The organism is Azonexus sp. IMCC34839, assembly GCF_047047955.1.
In the GTDB taxonomy this organism is placed as follows: Bacteria; Pseudomonadota; Gammaproteobacteria; order Burkholderiales; family Rhodocyclaceae; genus Azonexus.
The window spans coordinates 1,192,069-1,209,273 of the sequence record NZ_CP150631.1; the positions used below are offsets into that span (position 1 = coordinate 1,192,069).

Genomic DNA, 17,205 nt, shown 5'->3' on the forward strand with positions numbered 1-17,205 from the left:
AAGTTTAAACAAATACAAATTACGAAATATTGTAATTGGACTTAATGCTTTAGCAAGGCGATAGTGCGCACCGTCCAATTCCAAGAAATACGAGTCTCCCGATGCCCATCGAACCCGTCATCCTGTTCTTCCTGCTCGGCCTGCTGGCCGGCATCGTCCGTTCCGACCTCAAGATCCCGGCCATCCTCTACGAATCCCTGAGCATCTTCCTGCTGCTCGCCATCGGTCTCAAGGGCGGCATCGAACTGGCGCGCTACCCGGTACTCAGCCTGGCTGGTCAGGCTGCCGTCGTGCTCGCGGCGGCGGCGCTGATCCCGCTCTTCGCCTTCGCCGTGCTGCATCGCCTGGGCAAACTCTCTCGCGCCAATGCCGCCTCCATCGCGGCACACTACGGCTCGGTCAGCGTCGTCACCTTCGCCGTGGCGGCCAGTTTCCTGTCCCGCCGCGAGGTCGACTACGAAGGCTACATGGTGGTCTTTCTCGCCCTGCTCGAATTCCCCGCTTTGCTGATCGGCGCCATTCTCGCCAAGCGCGGCAGCAGCTCGGGTCAATGGGGGCCCATGCTGCGCGAAGTGCTGTCCGGCAAGAGCATCGTGCTACTCATCGGCGGCCTGCTCATCGGCTGGATCGCCGGCCCTGAAGGCATCAAGCCGCTCGACCGTCTCTTCCTCGACCTTTTCAAGGGTGTGCTGGCCTTCTTCCTGCTCGAAATGGGTCTGGTCGTCGCCAGCCGGCTGGGCGACCTGCGCAAGGCCGGCGCTTTCCTGATCGGTTTCGGCATCGCCATGCCGCTGGTCGGTGCCAGCCTCGGTCTGATCGTTGGCCACCTGCTCGATCTGTCGATCGGTGGCTCCGTCCTGCTCGCCGCCCTCTTCGCCAGCGCCTCCTACATCGCCGCGCCGGCCGCCATGCGTATCGCCATCCCGGAAGCCAACCCGGCCCTGTCGATCGGGGCCGCGCTCGGCATCACCTTCCCCTTCAACCTGCTGATCGGCATTCCGCTCTACCACCAGATGGCCGTTCGCCTTGCCGGAGACTTCCAATGAATCCGAAACTCCACCCCAAGCGCCTGCTCACCATCATCTGCGAAGCCGAGATCGAGCGAACCTTGCTCGTCCGCCTGCACCAACTCGGCATCCGCGGCTACACCATCACCGAAGCCCGAGGCCAGGGCGAGCACGGCGACCGCGACGCCCTGTGGCCATCGAGCGCCAACATCCGCATCGAGGTGCTGTGCGACGACGCCGTCCTGGATAGTCTGCTGGACATGCTGGCTGACGAATACTTCGCCAGCTACGGACTGGTCGCCTTTGTCAGCGATGTCGGCGTCCTGCGCCCCGGCAAGTTCTGAAGTTCCCGCAAGTCATTTCCATAAAACGGAAAGATTTGATCGATTTATCTGCCTTCTTCCGATGAGTGATCCTGCCTAGAGTTGAACCACCGGACGCCCTCCCGGCCGGCAACCACCTGAAAGGATTTGACCATGATGACCCAACAAGCCCGCATCCTCCACCCGGAACGCTTCGCCCAAGCTGCGGGTTTTCGCCCTTACGCCAGCGATAGCGCCGAGGCCAAGGCGCGTCTGATCATCCTTGCCCTGCTCGTCGATGGCGATATCGACGAATATGAGCTGATGGCCCTGAACCGGCCGCAAACCCTCGAAACCCTGGGCATCACCCGGCAAGGTTTCGTCCGCGTCCTGCACGAATTGTGCGAAGACCTGGCCCGCCTGCCGAATGACGGCAGTGCCTTATCCATCCCACGCCCACTGCTGTCCACCCTGTTCAACGCCATCAGCGAGCCGGAAACACAAAAGCAACTACTCGGCATGATTTCTGCGATGATTCAGAGCAACGGCCACATCTCTCGCGAGGAACTGCAATACTGGAAGAGCGCCGCCCAGGCCTGGCGCCAGGAAGCCGGACACGCCTGACCCCGAGGCCGGCCGGAGGGGCCGGCCTGCTGAAACACTAACGCCACTCATTCGATTTCGACAAGGCATATGGAAAACATCAGCAATCCCTGGCTATGGGGCAGTTTCACCGCCATCGTGCTCGTCATGCTGGCCATCGACCTCTTCGTCGGTGGCGGCAAACAACACCGCGTCAGCTTTCGCGAGGCGGCCACCTGGTCTGTCATCTGGGTCAGCGTTTCCATGCTGTTCGCGGCAGGCCTGTGGTGGTATCTCGACGCCAACGTCGGGCGCGAACTGGCCAACCAGAAGACCCTGGAGTTCATCACCGGCTACCTGATCGAAAAATCCCTGGCCGTCGATAACGTCTTCATCTGGTTGATGCTCTTCGGTTTCTTCGCCATTCCGCTCGAATTGCAGAAACGGGTGCTGGTCTTCGGCGTGCTCGGCGCCATCGTCATGCGGACAATAATGATCTTTGCCGGCGCCTGGCTGATCGCCAAATTCCACTGGATTCTCTACATTTTCGGCGCCTTCCTGCTCTTCACCGGCATCAAGATGTGGTGGTTCGCCGACGAAAAACCCGACCTCGCCAACAACCCGGTCGTCAAATGGCTGCGTGGCCACATGAACATCGCCCATGAATTGCACGGCGAACGTTTCTTCATCACGCAAGAACAGGGCGGCAAGATAGTCCGTTACGCCACGCCGCTCTTTCTCGCTCTGGTCCTGGTCGAACTCTCCGACCTGATCTTCGCGGTCGATTCGATCCCAGCCATCTTCGCCATCACCACCGACCCGTTCATCGTGCTCACCTCGAACATCTTCGCCATCCTCGGCCTGCGCGCCATGTACTTCCTGCTGGCCGACATGGCGGACCGTTTCTCGCTGCTCAAGTACGGCCTGGCCCTGGTGCTCATCTTCATCGGCGTCAAGATGCTGTTGATCGACCTGTTCAAGATTCCCATCCTGTTCTCGCTCGGCGTGGTCGCCGCAATCATCGGCACCTCGATCGTGCTCTCCCTGCGCAAGAGCAAGCACGCGCCGGAGGGGCAAGCCTGATCGACGGCGGGCGGGGTGGCGTTGCCAATTCGCCACCCCGGCGCGCCGATCACTGGCAATTCTGCTGACAATGCGCAAAAACACACTTATGCTGCACTTTCAGCAGAATCCGCAAAACAAGGAGAACAGGAATGAGCGACGCACCCGCTGAAAGCGCACCGGCCAAAGCCAATGTGGGCGGCAGCAACAAGATCGTCATCGGCCTGGCAGCCGGCGCCATGATCTTGTCGCTGGCCAACACCATCCTGCTGGCGACGAACCCGACGGCCAAGAAAGTCGAGCAGTTCAACGAAGAACTGAAAACCGATCTGGCCGACAGCATCGCCTCGGTACACAAGAAGATCGATGGCCTGAAGAGCGCCGAGCTGGAGTGGCAAAACGTGCTGAAGAAGGCCAGCGAGAAGCCCAATGCGGTGTACAAGGTGGTCAACAACAAGGATGGTTACCTGACCCTGACGGAAATCGATCCAGGTGCGGCCGAAGCCCCGGCTGAAGCGCCTGCCGAGAAGAAGCACTAAGGGCTTGCCCGACCTGACCATCCAGACAATAAAAAAACCCGCCAATCGGCGGGTTTTTCTTTGGCGCAGGCGCAGGCTGGCTCAGACCAGGCCGAGGCTTTCCTCGACGCCGAGATGCACGTTCATCGCCTGTACGGCGGCGCCGGATGCGCCCTTGCCCAGGTTGTCCAGGCGGCCGACGACGAGCATGCGCTCCTCGTTGCCGAAGACGAACAGGTCGACACGGTTCGTGTCGTTGTTGGCCTCGACATTGAAAAAGCCGCCTTCGGTGCTGGCGTCGAGGTCGAAAGGCGCGACGCGAATGAAAGCTTCGCCGGCGTAGTAGTCGGCCAGGATCTTCTGCACGTCGGCCGGGCTAGCCTTTTTGCTGAATTGCTGCGGATGCAGGTAGGCGGTCACGGCCAGGCCCTTGTAGAAGGGGCCGACGATGGGCTGGAAGATCGGCGCGACGGTAAGACCGGTGTAGGCCTGCATTTCCGGCAGGTGCTTGTGGCTCAGGCCAAGGGCGTAGGAGCGCGGCGCCTTCAGTTGCGTCGGGCTGGCGCTGGCCGCCTCGTAGTCGGCGATCATCTTCTTGCCGCCGCCGGAATAGCCGGTGATGGAATTGGCGGCGATCTGCGTGTCGGCCGGCAACAGGCCGGCGGCGACCAGCGGACGCAGCGCCAGGATGAAGGCGGTGGCGTGGCAGCCGGGGTTGGCGATGCGCTTGCTGGCCTTGATCTTGGCGCGCTGATCCTTGGCCAGTTCGGGCAGGCCGAAGGTCCAGTCCGGATTGACCCGGTGCGCGGTCGAGGCGTCGATGATGCAGGTGTTCGCGTTATCGACCAGCGACACGGATTCCTTGGCGGCATCGTCCGGCAGGCACAGGAAGGTGACGTCGGAGGCATTGATCAGGCGCTTGCGTTCGGCCAGATCCTTGCGCTTGTCGGAATCGATCTTGAGCAGCTCGATATCGCTGCGCTTGGCGAGATATTCGTTGATCTGCAGGCCGGTGGTGCCTTCCTGACCGTCGACAAAGACTTTGTAGCTCATGCGGAATCCACGGTGATTCGTTGGTAAAGGTGGAATTTTGGCAGAAATCGATGACGCTTTCGCGAAAAAATTGCGACCGCCGGAATACGTAATAACCCCACTTTGCTGCACCGCAACAAAAGTGTTAGTCTTAAGCACATAACATTGCGCCAACAAGGCGGAGATACAGCATGAGCGACATCGACCTGAAACGTTTCTTTCTAGAGCAAGTTCCCCTGTTCGAGAGCTTCCCGGCCGACAAGGTCGAGGAAATCGTCATCAAATCGCGCCTCGCCACCTTCGAAGGCAACGAGGCCATGCTCGAAACCGGCGACGAAAGCCAGTTCATGGGCATCATGATCAGCGGCCACGCCGAGATTTCGGTAACCGACCAGAACGGCTCCCGTTCGGTGATCGCCCAGCTCGAGCCGGGCGACGTCTATGGCGTCATGTCGCTGCTCACCGGCGAGAAGATCGCCGCCGACGTCATCGCCGGCAACCGCTGCTTCGTGCTGATGGTGCCGCAGGAAGTCTTCAACGCGCACATCCTGATCAACCCCAAGGCCGTCGCCTATCTGTCGCGTTTGCTCGCCGAACGCACCATCGCCATGGCCGCCGACGGCATTACTGCGGTGCACCACGGAAAAACGGCAAAAACCGAAGTCGCCGAAACCCTGTCGCTAACCACCAACCAGCCCGGTAAGGTGGTGGTGCTCAACGTTGGCGTCAGCCAGATCCACTTCGGCATCTACGACACCCAGGAAAGCGGCGCCGACATTCACGGTGTGATCGACAACGCCGACAAGCAGGTAGCGCACATCACGGTCAGCGTCGGTACGCAGAAAAAGACCATGGAGCACGTGCCGTTCAAGCTTTCCGAGCTGTTCAAGGTGATCGGCGAAGCGACTGCCCTGCTCGGCTCGGCCTTCGCCTTCCATCCGGAAGACGTCAATGCCATCGGCCACCGCGTCGTGCATGGCGGCAACAAGTTCCACAGTTCGGCCGTCATCACACCGGGCGTCATCGCCGACATCGAGGAACTCGCCGTCTTCGCGCCGCTGCACAACCCGGCCAACGTCGCCGGCATGCGCGTTGCCATGAAGCTGTTCCCGAACGTGCCGCAAGTGGCCGTGTTCGACACCGCCTTCCACCAGACGCTGGCGCCCTACGCCTACCTTTACGGTCTGCCCTACGATCTCTACAAGCAGCACGGCATTCGCCGCTACGGCTTCCACGGCACCTCGCACCGCTACGTCTCGCTGAAGTCAGCCGAAGTGCTGAAGCGCCCGCTCGGCGAGCTGGAAATCGTCTCCTGCCACCTCGGCATCGGTGCCTCGCTGTGCGCCATCGACCACGGCCGCTCGGTCGACACCACCATGGGCATGACGCCGACCGACGGCCTGATCATGCCCAGCCGCTCGGGCAGCATCGACCCGGCCGTGATGATCCACCTGATGGAACAGCACAAGATGACGCCGGAGCAGCTGTCCACGCTGATCAATACCGAAAGCGGGCTGAAGGGCATTTCCGGCATCTCGAACGACATCCACGAAATCGAGGCTGCCGCCGCCGACGGCCATCACCGCGCCCTGCTCGCCCACAAGGCCTTCTGCTATCAGGTGCGCAAGAACATCGGCGCCTACGTCGCGGCCATGGGCGGCATCGACGTGCTGGCCTTCACCGGCGATATCGGCGAAACCAGCGCCGCCGTGCGCAGCCTGGCCTGCCAGGGCCTCGGCTACATGGGCGTCAAGCTCGATGAGGAAAAGAACCGCAACCTGACGGCGATCGATTCCTATGCCGTCATCTCGACCGACGATTCGCCGGTCACCATTCTGGTCATCGCCAACGACGACGAACGCCTGGTCGCCTGGGAAACCCTGCGTGCCATCGAGCGCAACGCCCTGCTCGTCGCCGCCAAGCCGGAAGAACTGCCGATCCCGGTCGAAATCTCGGCTCACCACGTCCATCTGGCGCAGGCCGACGTCGAAGCCCTGTTCGGCCCCGGCCATCAGCTGACGCCAATGCACGAACTCTCCCAGCCGGGCCAGTACGCCTGCGAGGAAAAGGTGCATCTGGTCGGCCCCAAGGGCCGCATCGCCAACGTCCGCGTGCTCGGCCCGACGCGTAAGGAAACCCAGGTCGAAATCGCCATGACCGAGCAGTTCAAGCTCGGCGTGCAGCCGCCGATCCGCCAGTCCGGCGACCTCGCCGGCACCCCCGGTCTGACGCTGGAAGGCCCGGCCGGCAGCACTGTCATCGAACGCGGCGTGATCTGCGCCCAGCGCCACATCCACATGACGCCGGAAGACGCCATGCGCTTCCACGTGCGCGACAACACCGTCGTCCGCGTGCGCATCGAAGGCGAACGCCAGCTGATCTTCGGCGATGTGGTGGTCCGCGTGAACCCGGCCTTCCGCCTGGCCATGCACATCGACACCGACGAAGGCAACGCCGGCAACATCCAGACCGGCATGCTCGGCTATATCGAGGAAATCCAGAGTCGCGCCTGAGCCAAACTCAGGCAAATAGAAAAGGGCCGGTCGAACCGGCCCTTTTTCTTTGCGCCATCAACGGCGCTTCAGCGCTGGCGAAACGAGTCGATCGCCCGGCCAATGGCGTAGCCGATGGCCGACAGCGGTATTGCCGAAACGATCATGAAAAATAGCGGCTCGCCCCAGTTAGCGGTTTCACCTTGCCCGCCGAGCAAAACGTGACGCAAGCGATACAGCAGTTCCGGCCCCATCCACCAGACGGACAGCCCAACGCCTAGCAGCCACCCCGCCCGGGCCCAAGGTCGAACCTTTGATGGCGAAAACGAACTCCTGCTCATCTTCTATTCCGTGCTCGGCAAGGCCCCGATGACTCGCAGTGCAGCCCGCTGCCGATCAATCCTGCAAGGTATAGAGGTAGTCGGCCAGCCCGATGATGCGCTCGCGGACGGCGCCTTCGGTACGCAGCGGATCGTTACCGGCGGCCGGCGCCAGTTCGTGCGTGAAGCGTGTGCCCCACACCGGCATGTCGCGCGGGCCATGGGCGAGCACCTCCAGGCGGCCGTCGATGGTCTCCAGTACGCGGATGAGCGGGAAGCTACCGCCGTTGTTGCGGCTCAGCACACGCAGATTGGCCGGCTTGACCGACAAACCCGCCGCCTTGGCACCAACGCCGCGGCCATCGTCACCATGGCAGCTGGCGCAATGCGTGACGTACTCCTGGCGGCCGAGGTCGATGCTCTTCTGTTGTGCCTCGACGACTCCGGAGACCAACGCCAGCAACGCTAAAACCATCGCCTGTTTGTTCGACATGACTTTTCCCCCGATAGGCGTTTTATGCCGCAATGATGCCACTATCGGCCGGCCTCGGCACCGTCAGCCGGTTCGACCAGGCCCATTTCCTTGAGCACTTCGAGCGCCGAGCGGAAGGCATCGATGGCCAGCGGCATGCCGCAATAGATGGCGGCGTGCAGCAGGGTTTCCTGAATTTCGCCGACGGTCGCGCCGTTGTTGATGGCGCCACGCACATGGCCCTTGATCTCGGTCGCCCGGCCGAGCGCGGTCAGCATGGATACGGTCAGCAAACTGCGCGTCTTCAGCGGCAGGCCATCGCGACACCAGGTGGTGCCCCAGGCATTGCGCGTCACGAAATCCTGCAAGGGGGCAGTAAAGGCATCGACATTGGCAAACGCCTTGTCGACAAAGGCATCGCCCATCACCTGCCGGCGCATGGCCAGCCCTTGTTCAAATTGTTGGTCGCGCTCCATGGCTTTCTCCCGATTGACTGGCCGGCGAGCTTACGGAATTCCCGCTTTCCCGTCCATTTCGGTTTTTTGCCTTTTTGGCCTGTACACCGCAGCAGTCGACTTTTTGGGCCATGTAAACAAAAAAGGCCGGGACAAGCGTCCCGGCCCTTTGGGTCGCAAGACCCAACTCAGATCTTGAAGCGCTCGGTATTGACCCGCATGGTGTGCGCCAGTTCACCCAGGCGATGGGCTGATGAAGCGGTTTCGCCGGCGGCGGCGTTGTTTTCCTCGGCCGACTGGGCGACCGTTTCCAGTTGCTGGGCCAGGGACTGTGTAGCGGTGGACTGCTCGGCGATCGAGCCCGCGATATCGGCGACGACCGACACCACTTCGCCCGCTGCCTGGCGAATGTCGACGATGGACTTCCCGGCCTGCTCAGCCAACTCGGTGCCGGTCCGTACCTCGACCACCGTTTCGTGCATGGCATCGACTGCCGACAGCGAACTGGTCTGGATGGTTTCGATCATGGTCGAAATTTCGCCGGTGGCCTTGGTCGTCCGCTCGGCCAGCTTGCGCACCTCGTCGGCCACCACGGCGAAGCCGCGCCCGGCCTCGCCGGCCCGCGCTGCTTCGATAGCCGCATTCAAGGCCAGCAGGTTGGTCTGGTCGGCCACGTCCTTGATCACCTGGACGATGCTGGAAATCTCCTTCGACTGCTCGCCCAGGGCACCGATCATCTGGGCCACGCGGTCGATCGCATCGGCGATGTGGCGAATCTTCACCACGGCGTCGCCGATCACCTGCCCCCCTTCGTCGGACATGCGTCCGGCTTTCTGGGCCAGTTCGGATGCGGTATGCGCGTTTTCCGACACCTGGTTGATACTGACCGACACCTGTTCGACCGAAGCCGCCATCGCCGAGGCCGATTCGCTCGACATAGCCGAGGCCTGGGCTGACTGGCTGGCCGCCGACGACAGCGAATGCGCCGAGACGTCCACTTCGCCGATCGAATGCTTCAGCTCATCCAGCGTTTTGCGCAAGGTGGCCAGCAGATCGTTGAAGGCCTTGGCGGTCTGCCCGACCTCGTCCTCGGAATCGACATGGACGGAATTGGTGAAATCATTCTGGTCGTGCACCAAGGTAATCACATCGCGCATCGAATTGAGCGGCCCGGTAATCGAGCGAATGATCCAGATCGCCGAGCCGATGGCGAACAGCAAGCCGACGATCAACCCGCCAATCGCGCGGTTGCGGGCGCTTTCGTACTCCTCGCGGTTGCGCTTGACGTCCTTCTCCATGTTCTCGTCTTGCAGATTGGCCATTTCCTTGACTGCAGCGATCAGCGCGTCGTTCTTCGGAGCGAATTCCTTGAGCAGGATTTGCCGGGCCTCATTCGGACTGCGTTCGAGGGCATCGAAATATTTGCCATAGAGCGAACTCTGGGCGGAGCGCGCCTCCTTGATCTTGTTCAGAATATTCTTGCCGCGCTCGGTCCTGACCAGAGGCTCGAGCTTGTCGAGCAACTCGGTGTTCGACTTGCGGTTGCTGGCAACCGCCGACTTGATCGCTGCCCGCTCCTCGTTGCTGTCAACCAGCAAAATGCCACGCAGCAAGGCGCCGTTGGCCATCGCGCTTTCGACGAACTTGGATGAAGTTTTAAGCTTGAATACCCGATCCTGGACCAGATACTCCAAATCCTGCTGACTATCCGCCATACGCTGGAGCGCCAGGATATTGCTGACCAGTAACAGAATGACCAAGGCCGAAAAAGCCAGAATCAGGCGAAATTTGATCGTAAGGCGACTGAACATCGTCCCTCCCTGAATACGTTAAGAAAACACAGTGTTAAAACATTGTTATTTTCTTATACATAATCAAGCAAAGGCATTCAATTCAGTTTTGACATTTCGTTAAAAAATATTGCCAAAACCACAACAGTGTCAGCCTAGCGTCAGAAAAGTTGAGCCGAGCACTGCATCCCTGCCCTTAACAATGAATCAGAGGTGCTTGGCCGCTTCGCGCAGGGTCAGGCCCGAGAGTTGTTCCCGGTGCTTGGCGATGAAGCCGCGCACGGCTTCAGGATTCCACCGCGCATAGTCGCGCAGCGCCCAGCCGATGGCCTTGCGGATGAAGAATTCCTTTTCCGGGGCGAGTTGCAAGGCATAGTCGAACAACCGCCCCTGATCGGTTTCCAGCCGCCAGCCGAGCTGGTGGATCATGGTGATACGCCGTAGCCAGAAGCTGTCAGCGTGCAGCGCCTCATCCATCAGCCTCTGGACGCCGGCCTCGCTGCGCCGTGCGGCGAACAGCACATCGCCGACCACGCCGGCCAAGCCATCGACCGTATCCCACCAGGCATCGCGCGTGGCGAGCGCAAGCAATAAGGGCACATGCTCGGAACACAAGAATTTGTGGTGTTTGGCCAGCAGATCGACCGCGACGTAGCGGAACTCCCGCTCCGGCAAGGCCCACAGGCGCTCGGCAATATCGAACAGCAAGGCGGCCGGCGGCTTGGTCAGGCGCAAGTCCTTCACCGCGTCGCGGCGCGGCGTGGACTGAATGCCGAGAAAGGGAAACTGGTCGCGCTGGTAGGCACGCATCTGAACGGCCCGCCCGGCGTCAGCCAGCGGACGCAGGCGCGCCTGCACGGCTTCGACGTAGTCGGCGGCCTTCATCATCGGCTCAAGCCCCGACGATCTCGCCACAACGGGCGTTCAGCCAATCGCCGATCAACTCCACCTCTTCGATACATACCGAATGCGGCATCGGGTATTCGTGCCAAGCTAAGGAATAACCGGCCTCGCGTAGCAAATCGCGCGCTGCCTTGCCCAGCGCCGGCGACACCACGTCGTCGTGCAAGCCGTGCGCGGCGAGGATAGGCAAATCGCGGTTGGCCGGTGTCGCCTCGTCAAATTGCAATTGCTGCGACGGAATATAGGTCGACAGTGCAATCAACCCACCAAGCCGCTCGCCGTGCGTCAGTGCCGTCAGATAAGCCACCGCCCCACCCTGCGAGAAGCCCGCCAGGAAAATGTTCTGGCTCGGGATGCCGCGCTCGTTCTCGCGCTGGATCAGCGCCCGCACCGCATCGCGCGACTCGACCAAGCCAGCCTCGTCGATGCGCCGGCTGTGCGGCTCCAGCGAAATGATGTCGTACCAGGCACGCATCTCGTAGCCGCCGTTGCAGGTCACGGCGCGGTAAGGCGCATGTGGAAAGACGAAGCGCGTGCCGAAATCCTTGTTCAGCCCCAGCTCATGCACCACCGGCACGAAATCGGAACCGTCCGCCCCCAGGCCATGCAGCCAGATGACGGCAAATTGCGCTTCTTTGGCGGTAGCGATTTCGATGGCGGGTAACAGGGACATTTCAACTCCGGAAAAATAGGTTCAACGCAGGCCGATTTCTTTCAAGGCGGCCTCGATCCCCGCTGCCATTCGCCGATAGCCTTCGGCATTGGGGTGAATCTGGTCGGCCCGCCATTCGGCGTGGCTGAGGATATCGGAAAACACCGACTCGATCACCGGCACACCCTCTTCTTCGCCCAACTGGCGGTAGATCGGCGAGTCGCCCGGCTTCTGCGCCAGCGCGGCGAGCAGCGACAATTCCGGCACGGCCACCAGCACCACCTGCGCCCCGCTCGCCTTCGCGGTGCGCACAATCTGCCGGATATCCTCCAGCACCGCGCTCGCCGCGCGGCGACGCAGGAAGTCGTTGCCGCCGATCTCGACGATGACCAGCGCCGGCCGGTGTTCTTCCAGCAAGGGCCCGAGGCGCGCCTTGCCGGCTTCGGCCGTATCGCCCGGCACGCCAGCATTGACGATGTTCCAGCCGGTCAGCGCCGCCAGCCGGCTGGGCCAATCCTCACCCGGCGCCGCGCCGGTGCCATGGGTCACGCTGTCGCCGAAGGCGAGCACGACGCTCCCCGCCGGCAAGGCCTTGAGCTTCTTGCGCCGCCCGCAGGCGGCAAGCAGGCCGAAAACGGCCGAAATCAGGAGAGTTCTGCGGTGCACAGTGCTTTTTTGGCAAAAACCAAAGCGCACTCTAATCGGCCGCCCCGCCCATCATTTATTCCATTTTTGAATAACAAAGTGAAAACATGTTCTTATATGAATATTAAGGCGCGGCTAAAATTCGCCTCATTCGACAATCCCTGTGGATTACCCAGCAATGACTCAACGACAACCGCTTTCTCACCTCGACTGGCTGGAAGCCGAAGCCATTCACATCATGCGCGAGGTGGCCGGCCAGTGTTCCAACCCGGTGCTGCTCTTCTCCGGCGGCAAGGACTCGATCTGCATGCTGCGCATTGCCGAAAAGGCTTTCCGCCCCGGCAAGTTCCCCTTCCCGCTGATGCACATCGACACCGGCCACAACTATCAGGAAGTGGTCGCCTTCCGCGACAAGCGCGCCGCCGAACTGGGCGAGCGCCTGATCGTGCGCTCGGTTGAAGACTCCATGAAGCGCGGCACGGTCGTTTTGAAGCACGAAGGCGAATCGCGCAACAAGCACCAGTCGGTGACGCTGCTCGAAGCCATTGAAGAATTCGGTTTCGACTGCTGCATCGGCGGCGCCCGCCGCGACGAAGAAAAGGCCCGCGCCAAGGAACGCATCATGAGCTTCCGCGACGAGTTCGGCCAATGGGACCCGAAGAACCAGCGCCCGGAGCTGTGGAACCTCTACAACGCCCGCAGCCACAAGGGCGAGAACATCCGCGCCTTCCCGATCTCGAACTGGACGGAAATGGATGTCTGGCAATACATCGAGCGCGAAGGCCTCGAACTGCCGTCGATCTACTTCGCCCACAAACGTCCGGTCGTCATCCGCCAGGGCGCCATCGTGCCGGTCAATGTGCCGCTCGTTTCCGGCGAGCTGACCAACCTGCCGAAGGCCGGTGAAGAAATCGTCGAAAAGCTGGTGCGCTTCCGTACCGTCGGCGACATCTCCTGCACGGCGCCGGTCGAGTCGGATGCCGACAACGTCGCCAAGATCGTCGTCGAAACCGCCACCACCACCATCACCGAGCGCGGCGCCACGCGTCTGGACGACCAGACCAGCGAAGCCTCCATGGAACAACGCAAGAAAGAGGGTTACTTCTAATGAGCGCCCATCAAGTTGAAGATCACGGCCTGCTGCGCTTTCTGACCTGCGGCAGCGTCGACGATGGCAAGAGCACCCTGATCGGTCGCCTGCTGTTCGACACCAAGACCATCCTGGCCGACACGCTGAACGCCATCGAAAAGACCTCGCAGAAGCGCGGCATGGGCGCGGTCGACCTCTCCCTGCTCACCGACGGCCTGCAAGCCGAGCGCGAACAAGGCATCACCATCGACGTCGCCTACCGCTACTTCTCCACCGGCACGCGCAAGTACATCATCGCCGACGCGCCGGGCCACGAGCAGTACACCCGCAACATGGTCACCGCCGCCTCCACGGCCAACCTCGCCATCATCCTGATCGATGCGCGCAAGGGCGTGCTGACGCAAACCCGCCGCCACTCCAAGCTGGCCTCGCTGGTCGGCATCCCACACCTCGTCGTCGCCATCAACAAGATGGACCTCGTCGACTACTCGCAGGAAGCCTACGAAAAGATCAAGGCCGACTACCTCGAATTCGCCGCCAAGGTCGGCATCGACGACGTGCGCTTCCTGCCGCTCTCGGCGCTCAACGGTGACATGATCGTCGACCGTGGCGACAGCCTGAACTGGTACGAAGGCCCGACCCTGCTCGAAATCCTCGAAGCCGCGCCGACCGCGCACAGCGAACACGCCGAGAAGTTCCGCTTCCCCGTGCAATACGTCTGCCGCCCGCAGGATTCCGCCAACCCGGACCTGCACGACTACCGCGGCTTCATGGGCCGCGTCGAATCCGGCTCGATCAAGGTCGGCGACAAGGTCACCGTGCTGCCCAACGGCCTCGAATCCACGGTCAAGGCCGTGCAGATCGGCGGCGTCGACATCAATGAAGGCGTCACCGAGCAATCCGTCACCCTGCTGCTGGCTGATGAAATCGACTGCTCGCGCGGCGACATGATCGTCAAGAGCGAAGAAGCCCCGGCCCCCGTCAAGGAAATCCACGCCACCGTCTGCTGGCTCTCGGAAACCCCCCTCGACCGCGCCCGCACCTACCTGATCCGCCATACCACCCGCGACTCCAAGGCCAAGCTCACCGCCATCGACCACCGACTGGACGTGAACACCCTCGAACGCGTCCCGGCAGAAAAACTGGCCATGAACGACATCGCCCAGGTCCGCTTCAAGCTGGCCCAACCGCTCTTCGTCGACCCCTACGAAGACAACCGCGGCACCGGCGCCTTCATCGTCATCGACGAGAGCAACAACAACACCGTCGGCGCGGGGATGATCCTGTAAGCGACACTGCTGCGGTGCACTGCCGCAAACAGCCAAAAATGCCTCCGCTGGTCGGAGGCATTTTTGTTTTCCGGCTCAGCAAAGCATGGCTCGATGCGAACGCCTTACGCCATGCCATTCGTATAGACGCTAGGTTTCCGAAAACGTATGCTTATGCCTATCGCCTAGCATGGCCTGAGCTGTCTGTAGTTCCGAAGCCGCACAACTGCCTCAATATAAGCAGTGTCCGGTTTGACCAATTGATAATAGAGATGAATAAACCATAACTGCCCGGAAATGCTTACGTCGCAAGCAATATAAATATCCTATGTTTCAGGTTATTGGACATGATTCCGGGTTATTGGACTTTTTTGTCGTCTACTACTATTTAGCCGTCACATCATGGCCGATACCCGACCCTCCCCAGTCAGTTTCTTTTCAGCATGTCGTTTGTGTGTTTTGTTGCTATTTGCACCTGCGAGACTGATCGCAGAACAAGAACAGGACGCGAAAGAGCGAAGCAACTACACAACCTCAGTTGAACGAGAACACAGCGCATACATCGTTCGCCGTGCGTTTCTTTACTCGCTTATTCTTGTCACGCTTTCCGGTGCAATAGGCTATGGCGCTGGCTTTTTGGCTGGCGCATTGGTTTGCTGTGCAACAACCAAACTTATCGCTTGGCAGCAAATCGCCGGCGCATGCCTTCTTCTTTGGGGCACGCTATTTATTCGCGGTTGGGAAATTCAGTCGTATTGCGGCGTCACTTTTGTTGAGCGCGTAAACCAGTGGCTCTATCGGTTTCTCTATTGTGCCGGCACAGCCGTGCTCGTTTGCTCATTAGCATGGCCTCAATGCAACTCGTGACGGCTAACCCGGCGCTCAACCTCGCTCCCTTCGGTCGCTGGACGCTGCGCGATAAAGCCGCGCAGCGCCGGTTAGCTCTGCGTTAGGCAACAACCCACATGAAACTTCGGTTTTTGCTTCTTATGGCTGGCGCTAGTTTGATCGGGCTGTTTCTCATGTGGCTCGGTGTCAATGCCATTCGGATTGGAGAAATATCCATTCACTTTTCAAAAGACCAACACGCCTACTCCTTCACCAGTTCTGAAAATACAGGTGCTTTCTACTTTTGGGCGTTGTTTCACATTGCCGCAGGTGGGTTTCTATGGCTTTCAGCATTCGCAGGTTATCGGTTGCTTGCTGCCAAGCGAACCGACATCCTCGGTGAGCACATTGCATCGCTTGAACGGCAAGCCCCTTCAGGCCTACGTCCCTTGTGGCTTGGTCTTTTAGCTGTTGTTGTAGCAGTACTCATCTATGCCAATACATCGGCCTAAAAACAATAGGGGACAGACCACGGTTTCTCTGCGTAACAAACCCGGCCAGCCCCCGATGCATTTGCAGTAGAACCATTAGGCTTTTTTGTTTTCTATGGCCAATTAGGTCCACTTTTAAGTCCCTCACCACTTCACATGCTGCCGACCATTCACAAGGACTACATTCCTGGCGCCATCGGCAGGATCGTTGAACTCCACGCGCACTACTACAGCCAGCTTGTCGGCTTCGGCCTGCCCTTCGAGGCCAGGGTGGCGCGCGAGCTAGCCGAGTTTTGCGAACGCTATGACGGCGAGCGCGACGGTCTTTGGCTGGTGCAGCAAGACGGCAATATCGAGGGGGCGATTGCCATCGACGGCGCCCATGCCGGGCAGGATGGAGCGCATCTGCGCTGGTTCATCGTTTCGGACAAAATGCGGTGCACCGGCGTCGGCAGCGCGCTACTGACGGCGGCGATGGAATTCTGCGCGGCCCGGCATTATGACCGGGTCTATTTGTGGACGTTTGAAGGCCTGGGCGCTGCCAGGCACCTTTACGAGAAGTTCGGTTTTCGCCTGGTGCATCAGCAGCTTGGCGCTCAATGGGGTGTCGAGGTCAATGAACAGCGTTTTGAGCGCGTTTGCCAATTCACTGTGAGCCCATCGCACACGTAGCAGACAGGCTCAAGCTAATAGCGGACAGACTGGCCTTTCCCCAAGATCAACGAGGCCTGTATCCCCCTGACTTCTCAGGAGGAGTTCTTGGTTGCATCAAGGCTGTCCGGGTTTCTTGACGAAACGGGCCAGGCGCAGGAGTTTCGAATTGGGTTTCAGTCCCATTCGCCTGCATTGCTCAAAATTGATGTCAAAGACGAGTCGTTTTTCACTCACGCTCAAGACGATACTGGCGCTATCCAGTTGGGGGATGTCGGTCACTACCAGGACCGGCAGGTCGGCAACGATGTTGGCAACTCGCTGAAGATTGGCAATTTCCCGTTCTCCGACAAAGACCATCTGACACTTCCTGATCATGCCGAGGGAGGTCAGCCGGGCAATGCTGACCCGCTCCCGGCCGATGAGCCGCCCATCGAAACGGGCCAGATTCGAAGCCATTTCGTCGTCGCCATAAGTGCAGAGATTGAAGCTCTCTCGCTCGGCTTCCGGCCACTCGATATAGGAAACGAAGTTCAGCATGTAGAGCGCCTTCATCTCGTATTCGGAAATGGGCTGGGCCCCGGCGCTACCTGCCGCCAGCCATGTGCCGAAGAGGAGGATAAGAAGGGTTCTCATGGCCACAGC

The 17,205-nt window shown here is 60.5% G+C and carries 20 protein-coding genes; 11 read left to right on the forward strand and 9 right to left on the reverse strand.

Going from position 1 to position 17,205, the window contains the following annotated elements; all coding sequences use genetic code 11:
• Positions 1-101 precede the first annotated feature (101 nt).
• The 5 genes from WIF35_RS05970 (at position 102) to WIF35_RS05990 (ending at position 3,492) form a co-directional block, all read left to right on the forward strand.
• Positions 102-1,046: a sodium-dependent bicarbonate transport family permease gene (locus tag WIF35_RS05970; RefSeq protein WP_412480647.1), complete on the forward strand. Its 945-nt coding sequence runs from the start codon at positions 102-104 to the stop codon at positions 1,044-1,046.
• Positions 1,043-1,351: a P-II family nitrogen regulator gene (locus tag WIF35_RS05975; RefSeq protein WP_412480648.1), complete on the forward strand. Its 309-nt coding sequence runs from the start codon at positions 1,043-1,045 to the stop codon at positions 1,349-1,351. Before WIF35_RS05970 ends, WIF35_RS05975 begins: the two co-directional genes overlap by 4 nt.
• A gap of 132 nt (positions 1,352-1,483) precedes the next feature.
• Positions 1,484-1,933 carry a hypothetical protein gene (locus WIF35_RS05980; RefSeq protein ID WP_412480649.1) on the forward strand — a complete coding sequence of 150 codons (450 nt, stop codon included), beginning with the start codon at positions 1,484-1,486 and terminating at the stop codon, positions 1,931-1,933.
• 69 nt (positions 1,934-2,002) lie between these two features.
• A complete protein-coding gene (locus tag WIF35_RS05985) occupies positions 2,003-2,974 on the forward strand; it encodes a TerC family protein (protein ID WP_412480650.1) in 972 nt (323 codons plus the stop codon).
• Positions 2,975-3,105: 131 nt separating this feature from the next.
• Positions 3,106-3,492, forward strand: coding sequence for a hypothetical protein (locus WIF35_RS05990; protein WP_412480651.1), 387 nt, complete (start codon positions 3,106-3,108; stop codon positions 3,490-3,492).
• A gap of 81 nt (positions 3,493-3,573) precedes the next feature.
• Here the strand turns inward: WIF35_RS05990 and argC are convergent, their stop codons facing one another.
• Positions 3,574-4,524, reverse strand: coding sequence for an N-acetyl-gamma-glutamyl-phosphate reductase (gene argC / locus WIF35_RS05995; protein ID WP_412480652.1), 951 nt, complete (start codon positions 4,522-4,524; stop codon positions 3,574-3,576).
• 170 nt (positions 4,525-4,694) lie between these two features.
• Between argC and WIF35_RS06000 the strand changes: the two genes are divergently transcribed.
• Positions 4,695-7,016: an acetate/propionate family kinase gene (locus WIF35_RS06000; protein ID WP_412480653.1), complete on the forward strand. Its 2,322-nt coding sequence runs from the start codon at positions 4,695-4,697 to the stop codon at positions 7,014-7,016.
• Between the two features lie 68 nt (positions 7,017-7,084).
• On the opposite strand, the gene WIF35_RS06005 is transcribed toward WIF35_RS06000, so the two are convergent.
• The 7 genes from WIF35_RS06005 to WIF35_RS06035 all read right to left on the reverse strand — a co-directional run bounded on the left by WIF35_RS06005 (position 7,085) and on the right by WIF35_RS06035 (position 12,253).
• A complete protein-coding gene (locus WIF35_RS06005; RefSeq protein WP_412480654.1) occupies positions 7,085-7,225 on the reverse strand; it encodes a hypothetical protein in 141 nt (46 codons plus the stop codon).
• A gap of 166 nt (positions 7,226-7,391) precedes the next feature.
• Positions 7,392-7,808 carry a c-type cytochrome gene (locus WIF35_RS06010; RefSeq protein ID WP_412480655.1) on the reverse strand — a complete coding sequence of 139 codons (417 nt, stop codon included), beginning with the start codon at positions 7,806-7,808 and terminating at the stop codon, positions 7,392-7,394.
• Positions 7,809-7,849: 41 nt separating this feature from the next.
• On the reverse strand, positions 7,850-8,263 hold the full coding sequence (locus tag WIF35_RS06015) for a carboxymuconolactone decarboxylase family protein (protein WP_412480656.1): 414 nt from the start codon (positions 8,261-8,263) through the stop codon (positions 7,850-7,852).
• A 167-nt stretch (positions 8,264-8,430) separates the two neighbouring features.
• Positions 8,431-10,053, reverse strand: coding sequence for a methyl-accepting chemotaxis protein (locus WIF35_RS06020; protein WP_412480657.1), 1,623 nt, complete (start codon positions 10,051-10,053; stop codon positions 8,431-8,433).
• Between the two features lie 186 nt (positions 10,054-10,239).
• Positions 10,240-10,920, reverse strand: a complete 681-nt coding sequence (locus WIF35_RS06025) for a DNA alkylation repair protein (protein ID WP_412480658.1) — start codon at positions 10,918-10,920, stop codon at positions 10,240-10,242.
• A gap of 4 nt (positions 10,921-10,924) precedes the next feature.
• Positions 10,925-11,608: an alpha/beta hydrolase gene (locus WIF35_RS06030; RefSeq protein ID WP_412480659.1), complete on the reverse strand. Its 684-nt coding sequence runs from the start codon at positions 11,606-11,608 to the stop codon at positions 10,925-10,927.
• A 21-nt stretch (positions 11,609-11,629) separates the two neighbouring features.
• Positions 11,630-12,253 carry a GDSL-type esterase/lipase family protein gene (locus WIF35_RS06035; RefSeq protein ID WP_412480660.1) on the reverse strand — a complete coding sequence of 208 codons (624 nt, stop codon included), beginning with the start codon at positions 12,251-12,253 and terminating at the stop codon, positions 11,630-11,632.
• Positions 12,254-12,410: 157 nt separating this feature from the next.
• Here WIF35_RS06035 and cysD point away from each other — a divergent pair, with 157 nt between their 5' ends.
• The 5 genes from cysD to WIF35_RS06060 all read left to right on the forward strand — a co-directional run bounded on the left by cysD (position 12,411) and on the right by WIF35_RS06060 (position 16,581).
• Positions 12,411-13,340, forward strand: coding sequence for a sulfate adenylyltransferase subunit CysD (gene cysD / locus WIF35_RS06040; RefSeq protein ID WP_412480661.1), 930 nt, complete (start codon positions 12,411-12,413; stop codon positions 13,338-13,340).
• The gene (gene cysN / locus WIF35_RS06045; protein WP_412480662.1) at positions 13,340-14,611 is read left to right on the forward strand and encodes a sulfate adenylyltransferase subunit CysN; all 1,272 of its coding nucleotides are present in this window, start codon (positions 13,340-13,342) and stop codon (positions 14,609-14,611) included. The genes cysD and cysN overlap by 1 nt, the downstream gene beginning before the upstream one ends.
• Positions 14,612-14,992: 381 nt before the next feature.
• Positions 14,993-15,457: a hypothetical protein gene (locus tag WIF35_RS06050; RefSeq protein WP_412480663.1), complete on the forward strand. Its 465-nt coding sequence runs from the start codon at positions 14,993-14,995 to the stop codon at positions 15,455-15,457.
• 98 nt (positions 15,458-15,555) lie between these two features.
• Complete coding sequence (locus tag WIF35_RS06055) at positions 15,556-15,930, forward strand: hypothetical protein (protein WP_412480664.1); 375 nt, start codon at positions 15,556-15,558, stop codon at positions 15,928-15,930.
• A gap of 135 nt (positions 15,931-16,065) precedes the next feature.
• A complete protein-coding gene (locus WIF35_RS06060; RefSeq protein ID WP_412480665.1) occupies positions 16,066-16,581 on the forward strand; it encodes a GNAT family N-acetyltransferase in 516 nt (171 codons plus the stop codon).
• A 96-nt stretch (positions 16,582-16,677) separates the two neighbouring features.
• On the opposite strand, the gene WIF35_RS06065 is transcribed toward WIF35_RS06060, so the two are convergent.
• Entirely contained in the window at positions 16,678-17,196 is a 519-nt protein-coding gene (locus tag WIF35_RS06065) for a YfiR family protein (RefSeq protein WP_412480666.1), read from the reverse strand.
• Positions 17,197-17,205 lie beyond the last annotated feature (9 nt).

What these genes read in the sequence shown, in the direction of transcription:
- WIF35_RS05975 (WP_412480648.1), top strand. Translation starts at nt 1,043, where the DNA reads ATGAATCCGAAACTCCACCCCAAGCGCCTGCTCACCATCATCTGCGAA.
- WIF35_RS06025 (WP_412480658.1), bottom strand. Translation starts at nt 10,920, where the DNA reads ATGATGAAGGCCGCCGACTACGTCGAAGCCGTGCAGGCGCGCCTGCGT.
- WIF35_RS05980 (WP_412480649.1), top strand. Translation starts at nt 1,484, where the DNA reads ATGATGACCCAACAAGCCCGCATCCTCCACCCGGAACGCTTCGCCCAA.
- WIF35_RS06030 (WP_412480659.1), bottom strand. Translation starts at nt 11,608, where the DNA reads ATGTCCCTGTTACCCGCCATCGAAATCGCTACCGCCAAAGAAGCGCAA.
- WIF35_RS06010 (WP_412480655.1), bottom strand. Translation starts at nt 7,808, where the DNA reads ATGTCGAACAAACAGGCGATGGTTTTAGCGTTGCTGGCGTTGGTCTCC.
- argC (WP_412480652.1), bottom strand. Translation starts at nt 4,524, where the DNA reads ATGAGCTACAAAGTCTTTGTCGACGGTCAGGAAGGCACCACCGGCCTG.
- WIF35_RS06060 (WP_412480665.1), top strand. Translation starts at nt 16,066, where the DNA reads ATGCTGCCGACCATTCACAAGGACTACATTCCTGGCGCCATCGGCAGG.
- WIF35_RS05990 (WP_412480651.1), top strand. Translation starts at nt 3,106, where the DNA reads ATGAGCGACGCACCCGCTGAAAGCGCACCGGCCAAAGCCAATGTGGGC.
- WIF35_RS06050 (WP_412480663.1), top strand. Translation starts at nt 14,993, where the DNA reads ATGGCCGATACCCGACCCTCCCCAGTCAGTTTCTTTTCAGCATGTCGT.
- WIF35_RS05985 (WP_412480650.1), top strand. Translation starts at nt 2,003, where the DNA reads ATGGAAAACATCAGCAATCCCTGGCTATGGGGCAGTTTCACCGCCATC.
- WIF35_RS06020 (WP_412480657.1), bottom strand. Translation starts at nt 10,053, where the DNA reads ATGTTCAGTCGCCTTACGATCAAATTTCGCCTGATTCTGGCTTTTTCG.
- WIF35_RS06055 (WP_412480664.1), top strand. Translation starts at nt 15,556, where the DNA reads ATGAAACTTCGGTTTTTGCTTCTTATGGCTGGCGCTAGTTTGATCGGG.
- WIF35_RS06000 (WP_412480653.1), top strand. Translation starts at nt 4,695, where the DNA reads ATGAGCGACATCGACCTGAAACGTTTCTTTCTAGAGCAAGTTCCCCTG.
- cysN (WP_412480662.1), top strand. Translation starts at nt 13,340, where the DNA reads ATGAGCGCCCATCAAGTTGAAGATCACGGCCTGCTGCGCTTTCTGACC.
- WIF35_RS06065 (WP_412480666.1), bottom strand. Translation starts at nt 17,196, where the DNA reads ATGAGAACCCTTCTTATCCTCCTCTTCGGCACATGGCTGGCGGCAGGT.
- cysD (WP_412480661.1), top strand. Translation starts at nt 12,411, where the DNA reads ATGACTCAACGACAACCGCTTTCTCACCTCGACTGGCTGGAAGCCGAA.
- WIF35_RS05970 (WP_412480647.1), top strand. Translation starts at nt 102, where the DNA reads ATGCCCATCGAACCCGTCATCCTGTTCTTCCTGCTCGGCCTGCTGGCC.
- WIF35_RS06015 (WP_412480656.1), bottom strand. Translation starts at nt 8,263, where the DNA reads ATGGAGCGCGACCAACAATTTGAACAAGGGCTGGCCATGCGCCGGCAG.